We start from the raw sequence: 12,522 nt of genomic DNA, 5'->3' as shown, positions 1-12,522 counted from the left end.
GTATCCTCCCCTTAACGACTTTCTTCCGGTTGAGTTTATTAGTTTATTAACGGCTAATTAGTCTTAGTTTGCCTTAGCCTTTCTTGGGCAATTCATGGAGATAGTTGTAGTTTTGCCTAAAAGCGCATTTACTGGATTGGCTGATAATATGTATCGGGCATTTGGGCATTTACTTCGTATTTCTTATTTCGTTTTCCCTATTTTAATTTCTATACTATTTAATAATTATTATATCATTATATTAGCTTTTTACAATATAAAGGGTCTCCTTTTTACCTAATTATCATACTCAGGTCTATGACTGCATTTGTTTTATTTAGGAACTTTTACAAGCTCAAAAAGTGAAAGGCCCCCAGCCCATCTTTTACACACGTACTCATACCATTGATTATTGCCCCAGTATCTAATATTATGTATAATAGACGATAAATTTCCGAATATAATCCTCAACAGTTATTATCTGAAGAACAGGGGAATTGCTATGAAATGTGATTTAAGTAACGAAGTAACGGTAAGAAGGAGATTGCCCTCTGTTCTTTATAGTGAACAGTTTTATGCCAATTTGGCCATGTTGGCCGTAATTATTTTTTGGGGCATTTCTTATGTAAGCATCAAGATAACCGTTGTTGAAATCCCTCCCATAACGATGGCACTTATCCGTTTTGCACTGGCTTCCATAATACTTGGGATTATTCTCCGTAGAGTTGAACCCCAGGCAAGGCTGGATAAATCCGATCTGCCAAAAATGTTTTTGGGCGGAGTTTTCGGCATTACTATTTATTTCCTGTTTGAAAATTATGGAGTCAAATTATCCTCTGCAACAAATGCATCACTGATAGTCTCAGTGGTACCCATTATTACAATCATGCTCGACATTTTGTTTTTTCACAGTAAGCTATCCATCATGAAAATAGCGGGAGTTTTTATTGCCATAGGAGGATCCTATCTTGCAGTTACAGCAAATGGAAAAGTTGATCTGAATTCCGGCCACTTCTTAGGCAACATTTTAATGCTTTGTGCGATGCTGTCTTGGGCCTTTTTTACTTTAGTCAATAAGTCCCTGCAAAAGAAATATTCAGGATTATTTTTAACAACATACCAAACTTTTTTTGGCACTTTATGTTTTATCCCATTGTCACTCTTTGAGTATAAAGAATGGAGGCCCTTTTCTCTGACGGTCTTAGGAAATCTCTTGTTTCTGGCAGTTTTTTGTTCCGTTGCAGGATACGTATTGTATACTTATGCCTTGAAACGCTTAGATGTCGCTCTGACTACGATCTATCTAAATCTGATCCCTGTGGTGGGAGTACTCAGTGGTTACCTCATATTAAGAGAAAGCGTTTTACCTATCCAACTTGTCGGCGGGGGAATAACTCTTCTTGCTATTGTTATCATTAATTTTGAATTGGTAGCTTATCAGCTCAGAAAGCAAAAGCAATTGTAAGAGCTAAAGACCGGCCGTTCTCCCTTATAATCCTCTTTCTCCCTTGTTGCCGGTTCTAATTGCTACTGCATCTTCAACAGCCGCTATTACTATTTTGCCATCACCAATTATCCCTGTTCTGCTCATTTCGGTAATTATTTCTACAACCCTGTCAACGTCCTCATCCCTGACCACAACCTCGACTTTCATTTTAGGAATAAAGTACGCATTAAACTCTACATTTCTATATACTTTAATATACCCTCTTTGATTACCGCTTCCAAAAACATGACTATTTGTCAAGCGATTAATCCAATTCTTGCTGAGTGCTTCCTTTACTTCATCTAACTTCTCCGGACGAATGATTGCTTCCACTTTTTTCATCTCTGTCGCCTCTTACTCTTCTTAATTTACCCCCAGCCAAGACCCCTACTTCTATAAGTGGGGGTTACTCCTTTTATTTCTTCCGTGGGGCTAGAGTCTCCCACCAAAGCCCCGAGATTTGGCTTTACGTGACCATGTTCACTCAGTTTTACCAGAATACTATATCTTTATATTGAACCTTCAAAAAGCAAAGGTGCTCGGAGAGAAAAATTCCCTCAAAGCACCTTTGCTTTGCTTACATAATGTTTAACGCGTTTACTTGTATATTATCAATTTGTATATATCAAGTAAACAGTTTCTAAACATGCATACAAGATTCATGAAATTAAATCTGCCTCCCTTTTAACCAGGCAATTATGAAAAATAGTATTACAAAAAACTGTCGCTCCCTTCAGAAAGGATATTATTCTTCAGGTTCATTATCATCAAATTCTTTTTCGTACTTAATGGCTCTGTCTTGATGATATTTCCTGGCAATTAAAGATATACCAACAAAAAAAACTAAAAAAATCATCACTGGAACTATTGAGCCATATGAAAACTTTACGGTTGACCCTTTTGTTAAAGGAAAAGCAAAGGCTGCCAATGCTACTATTAAAAACGCGACAATCATTACAATCATTAATTGCCGGTTTCCACGCTTAGGGTAAACATTGAAGAGACTTACCTTCAACATATTCATTCTTATGACTTCATACACCGAAAAAAAGATTAAAATCAAATATTCTGTAATGCATTCCTCCAAACTCATATTCAAATAGAATCTTTTTACTATAAATGATACAGCTATGGCGATATAGATAATGACTGCAATTTCACTTCTTATTTTATTTTTGGCTTGTTCAACTCTTTCATCTCTCATGATTCTACCTCCCAAAAAATATCATTTAGGGTTTTTCCCAATACTTTGCAAATTGCAATACACAACTGTAATGATGGATTGAATTTTCCAGCCTCGATCATACCGATGGTCTGCCTTGTTACCCCCACCGACTCGGCTAACTGTTCTTGGGACATATCCAATCCGGCTCTTGCGGCCTTCAATTTCAGATTCTTCAATTCTCATCCCCCCTATATTGCATATTATACAATATACTACTCCTAATGTAAACTATATTTTGCTTTTTGTTATTGATCCTATCCACACATTGGACAACTCGGGAAAAATTAAAAAAGAACACGTTAAGTATTTACGTCCGAGCAGCAAAACCGCTCAAAAGTCTCACTTAACATGTTCTTCTTTGATTTAAACTGATAGTGCAAAAAAAGCTTGTTCAAACTCTAGTTTACACCACTTCATAAAATCGTTTTATTCTGGTTATTATTTCTGTAACGATTTTATCTTCTTCGACGGCAATGGCATTGACACCGGCCGAAGTGACGATAATACAAGGCGAATTGACACTACTATACTTTTGAGCGCAATTCGAGGAGCACCCGCTTAAATAGATAATTAAATCGCTCTCAAAACTATTATAAATCACCTTAATGCCTAGAGGGGAAAGAAGACTTTCAACTTCTTGGGATATTACGAGGCGGTTGATCATTGGATTGCAACCGCCACAAAAATTAATGCTTATCTGCTTACTTAACATATTATTGACACCGATCTTTTCTATTTTAGGATATTTTTTGTAAATAATCGTATTAAAATAATCGCTTAAGAAACAAATTTACTTTTTACGATTGTTCTAATAGTACCTAATTAACCCTCCTTCTTCTTGCCAATTCCGGCAATTGCCTTAGCTAACTCCTTTTTTTGTTCCAGATTGCCCTGGCGAGATATCATAATACGCTGGGCCTGCGGAGAACCGGCCCCATGCATTGATTCCGTCCGATAACCGACTGCAGCCGTACCTAACGTAATATTTTCTATTAAACGCAAAATGCGCATTCGATTTTCAGTAGGTACAGAATTGGCTCCGCGTAGATATTTGTCAACGACCTTGCCAATTTCCGGATGACGCAAATCTTTTTCCGAAGGCATGGTCACCATTAACCCTCCGGCTATATCCTCAGCCAAGCGAGCTATTTCATAAGGATAACGTGTAACATTTTGTTTCGTCACATTAGCTAACAGCATATTAATCAAATAAGTACCTGAGGCAGTTTTGTGACCTTCAGCTGAACAAGCAATTCCACAGGCATACAAAGTTTCATTAAGATGCGTCATTTCTATGAGTTTATCCTTGACATGAGAAGCTTTGGAGGCTCCATTATAATCTGCTGCAAGCGCTGCAGCTCCAATAAGCACATCACCAACACCAACTTTACAGCCTCCATAGCTTTGGCGATGATACCCAGCAAAGCGTTCCACCAAGACTCCACTAAAATCATACTCACCGCACATGAAAACATTTTCCCAAGGAATAAATACATCATCAAAAACCATGAGGGCTTCATGTCCTCCGAACTGCTTATTCCCAACATCAATATCTCCGCCTTCCAGTTTGCGCGTATCACAAGACTGGCGGCCATAGATATAAAATATTCCTTCTGCATCCGCAGGAGCGGCAAAGGAAACGGCGTAGTCTGCGTCTTCTTTGCGCATTGTACTGGTAGGCATCACCAGGATCCAATGTGAATTCAAAGCTCCCGTTTGATGAGCTTTAGCCCCTCGAACGATAATCCCACGATCACTTTTTTCAACAACACGGACATAAAGATCAGGGTCTGCTTGTTGACTGGGGAATAAACCACGATCCCCTTTGGGATCAGTCATAGCTCCATCAACTGTCCAATCCTCTTCCTGCATTTTAGTTAAAAATTTAATAAATCGCTCATGATAGTTTGTACCCAACGTTTGATCTATTTCAAACGTTACACTGTCCACAGCATTAATGGCATCCATCCCCACACAGCGTTGGAAACACGCCGCCGTTTTTTGTCCCAAGAGACGCTGCATCTTGACCTTTTTGATCAGATCATCGGTATTTTGATGCAAATGGCAGAAGCGATTAATCTTCTTACCTGTAAGATGGGAGGCAGCAGTCATTAAATCCTGATACAATGGATCTTCAGCTAAAGCATAGGTTGCTTTGACTGAGTTCATCGAGGGTCTGATGATAGGGTGATCGACGGGATTTTCAACCAGTTCACCTTGCAGGTAAACCTTTAAATTAAGTTTCCTAAGGCTTTCTTCATACTCAGCGGCTGTTTTCATAAAAAACTCCTCCTTTTATAATAATTCATACTTAACGAGCGTGATATTTTGGAAAATTGAAATCGCCAGTTTCTAGAGAGGGATGCCATTTTTCTTAGCCTGGACTTTCAGCTCCTCATGGAATTGGGGATGTGCAATCTCAATTAAAGCGTTAGCCCTTTCACGAATTGTTTTTCCTCTTAGGCTCGCAATTCCGTATTCAGTGACGATGTAATCCACATCATTCCGACTGGTCGTCACGGCTGCCCCTTCATCCAGATGAATAGCGATTCTGGAGATCTTACCATTTGCAGCGGTTGATGGTAAAGCGATGATGGATTTCCCTCCACATGACAATCGTGCTCCCCTGACAAAGTCAACCTGTCCTCCTACTGCGCTGTATTGACGATAACCGATAGAATCTGCGCAGACCTGACCGCAGAGATCAACCTGAAGAGCAGAATTAATCGACGTAAGCCGCTCATTCCGGCCAATGATATAGGGATTATTTGTATAATCTACGGAATGCATTTCAACCACAGGATTATCATTCACAAAATCATATAAGACTCGAGTCCCCATGAGAAAAGTAGCCAGCATTTTTCCCGGGTGAAGTGTTTTGGCCTTGTTGTTAATAACCCCCATCTCATACAAATTCACTACTCCATCGGAAAACATTTCACTGTGAATACCTAAATCATTCTTGTTTGTCAAAAAACGCAAAACTGCATCCGGTATAGCACCGATCCCTAATTGTAACGTTGCTCCGTCCGGCACTAATCCGGCTACAAACCGGCCGATGTTTTCTTCGACTTGGCTAATTTGAGGCTTTGGTAATTCTATCAGCGGCTCGTCAAAAGGCACAATAATGTCCAATTCGCTGACATGGACAAAGGAATCCCCCAATGTTCTGGGCATGAAATGATTAACTTGGGCAATAACTGTATGGGCCGAACGAAGCGCTTGCAGGGTATAATCTACGGAAACACCTAGACTGCAAAAGCCGCTTTGATCGGGCGGTGACATCTGAACTAAAGCTACATCCGGCGGAAGGTATCCATCTCTAAACAGTGACGGTATTTCGGAAAAAAATACTGGGGTAAAATCAGCTCGTCCTTCATTAACTGCTTTGCGAGAGGTCCCTCCCACAAACAAGGAATTATGCCGAAAATGCCCCTCCATCTCCGGGAGGCAATACGAGGCTTTCCCCATAGCCACCATGTGAACGATTTCCACCGATTGAAGTTCACTTTTTCTTTCTGCCATAGCTTCCACAAGGGCCTGTGGTTCACCACAGGCATGACCTATAACCACTCTTTGACCTGATTTGATAATACGGACAGCTTCAGCCGCCTCCTTGATTCTCCCGTCGTAAACTGTCTGCCATTTCATGAATACCCTCCAATCTCCGGTTTATCTGCTGCCAATGAAATTACACTTAATTCGCATTAAGAGCCTCCCGTCTTAAACCGGTTTGACTTAAACTTTCTTATTTGATTTATTGCATAAACCGTGCCACCAGGCCAGCGGTCTCTTCTCGCCATCCTTGGCTCCAGAGACACTCGGTCGTCCATGACCAGCGGTCTCTTCTCGCCATCCTTGGCTCCAGAGACACTCGGTCAATCCACACTGCGGGAGTATGCGTCATGAGTCTCAGTGTGGCGATAAGCTCGTCCGCTTATCGTCTTGACCGGCGGCTGTTAAATTTCACTTACCCAGAGGAACATAACAACCGAAGTTTATATTATCTGATAGTACAAGCTGAAAATCCGTGCAAAGTTGCACACTTTACTTATCATGAGTGCAGCTTTGCACACTCTGAGCAATTTTCATTCATCAGTGATGCCGCTGAACGGCACGGATGTCTAATAGTAAAAAAATCCGCCTTTCAGCGGATTTGCTTTTTTATATAAACTGTTTCCTATAACAAACCATATCGTTGCATTTTTCGAGAAAGAGTCGTGCGATGAATTCCTAGGGCCTTAGCTGCCTCCGCTTTATCCCCGTTAGCCGCTTTAATAGCCTCTAAAATGAGTTTTCGTTCCAGATTGACAACACTTCTTTCCATTAAGGTTGTCAACGACATTCTATCAAGATTAATTCCCAAAAACTCTGAAATGTGTGTTTCTGAAATAAGGTTGCCAGGATGCAAAACGATCAGACGCTCAATTAGGTTCTGAAGTTCACGCACATTCCCAGGCCATGAATAACTAGTTAAGGCTCTTAAAGCTGAATTTGTCAGAGTCTTTGATACCTTTAACCGATTTCCCATTTCAGAAACGAAATGGGTTGCTAACGCTATAACATCCTCCGGTCGTTCGCTCAATCCCGGAATTCGTAAATAAATCACATTTAGCCGGTAAAAGAGATCCTCACGAAATGTCCCTTCCCTAACAGACTGCTGCAAATTTCTGTTTGTTGCTGCGATTACCCGGCAATCCACAGGAATGGGACGAGTAGACCCTAAAGGGGTTAATTCCCGTTCCTGTAACACCCTAAGGAGCTTAACTTGCAAGTTTTTAGGCATCTCCCCAATTTCGTCTAAAAACAATGTTCCGTGATGTGCAGCTTTTATGAGACCTTCTTTACCCTGCTTTTTCGCTCCTGTAAAGGCTCCGCCTTCGTAACCAAATAGCTCCGACTCAACTAAATCTTCCGGCAAAGCAGACATATTAACCTTAATGAAAGGACCGTTTTTTCGCAAACCTGAATAATGCAAGGTCTTAGCTATTACTTCTTTTCCGGCTCCGGTAGGGCCTTCAATTAAAATATTTGATTCAAAATTAGCTAAATGAATGGCTTTTTTCAACAAATCCCGCATTATTTGGCTTTGGGCTATTACTGATCCAACTCCTTCGATAAGGCAGGGATCATAATTTTCTGATTGAATTATGCCCTTTCCCAAAGGACGAACCGTTGTCATTACGTTAATAATTTCACCGAAATCATTGAAAATAGGGTTACCTGTTGCACAGACCATCTGATTCGTTCTTATAATCTGCTGACTTATGGTCTCTGCTTTACCGGATTGAAGTACCATTAAGGTTACCGAGCGGTCAAATAAACCATCTTTGACAAGTTTGCTCATGTGTTTGCCTTGTATTTCTGTTATCTTTATTCCCGTTAATTTCTCATATGTACTATTAACGCCTAAGGTATATCCTTGTCCGTCCGTTATATAGATTCCAATCTTATCATTGTGCTGAAAACCTTCCAGCCCATCCTTAAATGTTGAATAATCCCCTTTGTATTTCGGTACTGCCGAACCTTCAGTAACAGCAAAACGTTTTTCAGTAGACCGCAAGGGAAACACAACCACGTTATTACTGAGACTATCCCTAATACTTTCTTGTGGCAAGGCAATCCCTCCTATATCAATATGAATGGTGCAACCAGCTATGCTTTTGCACCAATACTTTAGTGTTCAATGGCTTACTACGTATAATTTTAATCTAAGTTTACTTAATTTTCAATTATTTCTGTAAATATATGTCTTTCTATAACTAGGAATTACTCCTTCGATTTCTTCGATAGAAGTTGAGTCCGCCGAAGATCCGAGATTCAGCTCGGACTGAACAAGTTCATTGGCATATTTCTTGCAATCAGTTAAAACTTAAGAAATATATTTAATCAAATTATTGGACAAGGAGGGAATATTTAGCCTATTTTATAAGTACTGAGCGGAGACTCCTTAATTTATTAGAATTGGAGGATGAAAAGATGAAAGTTTACGTTCTTAATACCGGATGGTTAGAATGCGATGAGAATTGGATGGTTGCTCAAACGGTTCTCGGTTCTTTAAGTAATAAAACTCCTCAGGTCAATTGGATCAAAATACCTGTTTACGCCGTTTTAATTGATCATCCGCAAGGTAAGATCTTGTACGACTTAGGATGCCACCCTGATGCCATGAATGGGTATTGGCCTACCGGTCTGGCCAGTGTTTTTCCGTTCTTTGCTGAAAAATCGCAGGACTTTGTTAAGCAACTTGCCTTGACGGGAACCAGGCCCGAAGATATTAAAACAGTCGTCGTTTCTCATCTCCATCTTGATCATGCCGGGAATATGCACTTATTTAAGCATGCAAACGTCTATGTTCACCGTCAGGATTTTGTGTATGGCCAAACACTGGTCCATTTAAGCCAAGACCCTGCGGCCCACGGGGCCTATGTAAAAGCCGATCTGGAAGTACCGGTAAAACAATATCATCTCGTTGAAGATGATTTCGAGTTGGTCCCTGGAGTCGAACTAATTTCACTGCCGGGACATACGCCTGGGATATTAGGATTGATAGTTCATCTGGAAAAGGAAGGAACTCTCATTTTCCCTCAAGATGCTTTGTATGACCGGCGGAATTATGGACCTCCTGCCAAAGCTTCCGGCATTGTCTATGACAGCATAGCATTCTTCAAATCTATCGAAAAAGTTCGAAGTTACGCCAAGAAATATAATGCGAAGGTCATGTTTTCTCATGATATGGAATTTTTTAATACTATGAAAAAAGCCCCTGAATTTTACGAATAAATTGTTCACCCTAAACCTCCACTGAGCCAACCTCCGATTTTGATAGGTTGGCTTAGTTTCCGATCAGTGCGGCGATAGCCCCTCAGGCATCATTCCAAAAACGCTTTGCGACCCAAAAATACATACTTTATTCTTCCTGTCCTTCCCGAGTTTCCCAAGCATAAGTATAATCAGCTATCGACACACGACAGCGCAGGCTGACATTCGGTGGTAAAGAATTAAAGAATAGAATATAAGATTGCTGGAAACTTTAAAACAGATGTCAAAGGAGGAATAAGTATGACTGAAAAAAACATTCTTGCCTTTTTTAAAACTTCGGAAGAGGCTAAAAAAGCTGCCGAACAAATTAAAGGTTTAGGAGTAACCGATATCCAGGTAGACCGGTTTAGTAAATATCCGCACGGCAGCGCTGATTTCATCAATGATCCTACAACCGGTGATCAACCCAGCCAAGCGGCATTAATTTTAGGGGCAAGTTCAGATCGGGATACCGGAGTATTAGCTTCTGCGGATGTCAGCGCCAGTGGGATGAGTGACGGAGGTCAAGATTCTGTATCCGGCCGGGATGTACTTGTTGCTGCTATTGTTGATGAATCGAAATTTGATAGGGCCATCCAATTTGTTAAAGATAACGGTGGTTTAGTTTAGAATTCCATCACAAAGTATTCATCCATGCACCTGCACAATTTCAGAGGCGGCGATTCATCTCGCCATCTATAGAGAATGAGAGTCTTCTCGCCGTAAAAGATAAAGAACCCCTTTCGGTATAAAATAACCCGTTACCGAAAGGGGTTCTTTAGTTTACCCTATCAAAGGTCTTAAGCCAATTGGCAACTTCATCCGCTGAAAATGTACCGTTTAGGGCAATACCAGGTAAAATTGTTGCTCCCAAGCACTCTTTGGCTATTTCATTTTCAATTTGCCCAAATCCGCCACCTCCATGTGTTTGCCTCAATACTCATTGCATTAAGTTTGATAATTTTTTATTGGATTCTCTCTCTTATGGTGCCATAATAAAAACATACTAATTCTATTTATCCGGACAAGACCATCGAAGTGATCTTTACCCGAAAGGAGCGTAGGTATGAATAACCTGCAATATTCTGTACCACAGAACCGTCGTACATCAAAGGTTTTATGGAAAATAACCCGCCCCCATACGTTAACTGCATCAGTCATCCCCGTACTAATTGGTACGACTCTGTCTCTGCATAATAAAAGTGTCCACTTACTACTTTTTCTGGCTATGCTTGTGGCCTGTCTTTTCATCCAAATTGCCACTAATTTGTTTAACGAGTACTATGATTTCAAACGCGGATTGGATACCCAAGACTCTATTGGTATCGGCGGAGCTATCGTTAGAGAAGGATTCCGGCCAAAAACTGTCATGCTGCTCGCCCTGGTTTGCTACGGCTTATCTATAATTTTAGGCGTGTACATCTGTGCTAATAGCAGCTGGTGGTTAGCCTTAATCGGGCTCGCTGGAATGCTCATTGGCTATCTATACACCGGAGGACCTTTGCCCATAGCATATACCCCTTTAGGTGAGGTTTTTTCTGGTTTGTTCATGGGAACCTTTTTTATCCTCATATCGTTTTTCATTCAGACAGGACAAGTTAACGGGAAAAGCATCCTCGTTTCTGTCCCCACCGGGATTTTAGTCGGAGCCATCAATATGGCCAATAACATTCGCGATCTCGACGGAGATAAGGCTTCAGGACGAAAAACCATGGCTATTTTGCTTGGCCACGAGTATGCTGTTTTCGGGTTAGGAATTATGTTTGCTATTGCTTATCTCTGGGTCATCGGGTTGGTCCTTAGCAGTTCAGTCAGCCCCTGGCTTCTGCTCGTTTTATTGAGTATCCCTAAGGCAATCCAAGCGGTGAAAGGTTTTGTCGGCCTTAACCTTCCCATACAGATGATGCCATATGTAAAAGTAACGGCTCAAACTAATACTATTTTTGGATTGTTATTATGTTTGGGACTATTTATAACAAAATAACTGCACTTACGGGCCGCCTTTCGGTGCCTGCCCATGATACTTGCTTATCATCCAGACCATTAATCGCATCAATCATCGAACAGGGTATCGTCTAATAACTCCATAATCATACAAATTAACAATGCACTCCACTTTTGCTAAAGTGGAGTGCATTTGCTTAAAAGAGGGGCATTTTTCATGGGGTAGGCAACTGACCCTCCTCTTGAACTTCCAAGTTGATTTGATCTTTAACTTAAGTAATATCCGGGTATAGTCTATATCGTCACACCATAACGTTCGAGTTCAGTAAGAATTTCCGAAACTCTGTCAGGAGCCACATAGATCTCAACTAGGGAGTGTCAATATGTGAGTTATAACTTAAATAAAAGTAATCCTTCGTAAGACAAATTCCAAGATATCCATTTATTACATATTATGTAGCAGATCTGGTAAAGGAGGAAATAACAATGGCATTTGGTACAGGTGTTGCTGGTGCTTGTGGCACAGGTTTTGGTGCTGGAATTGCTATCGTTGTTGTAATTATTCTGCTTCTGATTGCACTCGGAATCGTATTCTAAATTATTGGAGGGATTATTATGTACGGAATGGGTTATGGCGGAATGAGCGGAGTATGTTGTCATCCCCCTGTCGCTGCTTATGGTGTTGGAGCAGGCGTGGGTGTTGGAATCATAGCAATTGCAATTTTGATTCTTATTGCTTTAGGCGTAATCTTCTAAAATCATGACTGCAAAGGCTATCATCGATAAAGGTGGTAGCCTTCTTAGGCACAAAAAGGAGTTGATCTCATGTTAGGTTTTGGATTTCTTCCCTTTGCTCTGGGTTTAGGTTTAGGAGCTACAATAGCAAGACCTCGCTATTACCCATCAGCTTATCCCTACGCTTATCCCCCATATCCCTATGGATGGTTTTAATATGCTTAGCAGAGGGGTTACTCCCCCTCTTTTTTAGATGACAGCTGCACCTGCCCTTCACTCCACCCACGAAAAGTGCCTCTTACTTATTCTAAATATACTTTTCCGTTCATCTTCACGACTTGATAGGACAAGC

General features: G+C 40.8%; 14 protein-coding genes. 6 read left to right on the top strand and 8 right to left on the bottom strand.

Annotated elements, in window-relative coordinates; genetic code table 11:
- Positions 1-481: 481 nt before the first annotated feature.
- Complete coding sequence (locus DESACI_RS08015; RefSeq protein WP_014826684.1) at positions 482-1,444, top strand: DMT family transporter; 963 nt, start codon at positions 482-484, stop codon at positions 1,442-1,444.
- 24 nt (positions 1,445-1,468) lie between these two features.
- Here DESACI_RS08015 and DESACI_RS08010 read toward each other — a convergent pair whose 3' ends face one another.
- From DESACI_RS08010 to DESACI_RS07980, 7 genes are all read right to left on the bottom strand, one after another.
- Positions 1,469-1,807 carry a P-II family nitrogen regulator gene (locus DESACI_RS08010; RefSeq protein ID WP_014826683.1) on the bottom strand — a complete coding sequence of 113 codons (339 nt, stop codon included), beginning with the start codon at positions 1,805-1,807 and terminating at the stop codon, positions 1,469-1,471.
- A 403-nt stretch (positions 1,808-2,210) separates the two neighbouring features.
- Positions 2,211-2,669, bottom strand: a complete 459-nt coding sequence (locus DESACI_RS08005) for a DUF6773 family protein (RefSeq protein ID WP_014826682.1) — start codon at positions 2,667-2,669, stop codon at positions 2,211-2,213.
- Positions 2,666-2,866 carry a helix-turn-helix transcriptional regulator gene (locus tag DESACI_RS08000; RefSeq protein ID WP_014826681.1) on the bottom strand — a complete coding sequence of 67 codons (201 nt, stop codon included), beginning with the start codon at positions 2,864-2,866 and terminating at the stop codon, positions 2,666-2,668. Before DESACI_RS08000 ends, DESACI_RS08005 begins: the two co-directional genes overlap by 4 nt.
- Before the next feature lie 227 nt (positions 2,867-3,093).
- Entirely contained in the window at positions 3,094-3,354 is a 261-nt protein-coding gene (locus tag DESACI_RS07995) for a hypothetical protein (protein ID WP_014826680.1), read from the bottom strand.
- A 158-nt stretch (positions 3,355-3,512) separates the two neighbouring features.
- Positions 3,513-4,970, bottom strand: coding sequence for a 4-hydroxyphenylacetate 3-hydroxylase family protein (locus DESACI_RS07990; RefSeq protein ID WP_014826679.1), 1,458 nt, complete (start codon positions 4,968-4,970; stop codon positions 3,513-3,515).
- Between the two features lie 72 nt (positions 4,971-5,042).
- Positions 5,043-6,341 (bottom strand): acetyl-CoA hydrolase/transferase family protein, encoded by a 1,299-nt coding sequence (locus DESACI_RS07985; protein ID WP_014826678.1) that lies wholly within the window; start codon positions 6,339-6,341, stop codon positions 5,043-5,045.
- A gap of 529 nt (positions 6,342-6,870) precedes the next feature.
- Complete coding sequence (locus tag DESACI_RS07980) at positions 6,871-8,307, bottom strand: sigma-54 interaction domain-containing protein (RefSeq protein WP_014826677.1); 1,437 nt, start codon at positions 8,305-8,307, stop codon at positions 6,871-6,873.
- A 362-nt stretch (positions 8,308-8,669) separates the two neighbouring features.
- On the opposite strand from DESACI_RS07980, the gene DESACI_RS07975 reads away from it, so the two are divergent.
- Positions 8,670-9,473: an N-acyl homoserine lactonase family protein gene (locus DESACI_RS07975; protein WP_014826676.1), complete on the top strand. Its 804-nt coding sequence runs from the start codon at positions 8,670-8,672 to the stop codon at positions 9,471-9,473.
- 279 nt (positions 9,474-9,752) lie between these two features.
- The gene (locus DESACI_RS07970; RefSeq protein WP_014826675.1) at positions 9,753-10,121 is read left to right on the top strand and encodes a hypothetical protein; all 369 of its coding nucleotides are present in this window, start codon (positions 9,753-9,755) and stop codon (positions 10,119-10,121) included.
- 148 nt (positions 10,122-10,269) lie between these two features.
- Here DESACI_RS07970 and DESACI_RS24490 read toward each other — a convergent pair whose 3' ends face one another.
- Positions 10,270-10,428 carry an NADPH-dependent FMN reductase family protein gene (locus tag DESACI_RS24490; protein ID WP_158310163.1) on the bottom strand — a complete coding sequence of 53 codons (159 nt, stop codon included), beginning with the start codon at positions 10,426-10,428 and terminating at the stop codon, positions 10,270-10,272.
- Between the two features lie 129 nt (positions 10,429-10,557).
- Between DESACI_RS24490 and DESACI_RS07965 the strand changes: the two genes are divergently transcribed.
- From DESACI_RS07965 to DESACI_RS25445, 3 genes are all read left to right on the top strand, one after another.
- Positions 10,558-11,475, top strand: coding sequence for a 1,4-dihydroxy-2-naphthoate polyprenyltransferase (locus DESACI_RS07965; RefSeq protein WP_014826674.1), 918 nt, complete (start codon positions 10,558-10,560; stop codon positions 11,473-11,475).
- 575 nt (positions 11,476-12,050) lie between these two features.
- Entirely contained in the window at positions 12,051-12,191 is a 141-nt protein-coding gene (locus DESACI_RS24770; RefSeq protein ID WP_014826672.1) for a hypothetical protein, read from the top strand.
- A 69-nt stretch (positions 12,192-12,260) separates the two neighbouring features.
- A complete protein-coding gene (locus DESACI_RS25445; protein WP_014826671.1) occupies positions 12,261-12,386 on the top strand; it encodes a hypothetical protein in 126 nt (41 codons plus the stop codon).
- The last annotated feature ends 136 nt before the right edge of the window (positions 12,387-12,522 follow it).

Source organism: Desulfosporosinus acidiphilus SJ4, assembly GCF_000255115.2.
Taxonomy (GTDB): domain Bacteria; phylum Bacillota; class Desulfitobacteriia; order Desulfitobacteriales; family Desulfitobacteriaceae; genus Desulfosporosinus; species Desulfosporosinus acidiphilus.
This window is presented reverse-complemented; position numbering and strand designations above follow the sequence as displayed.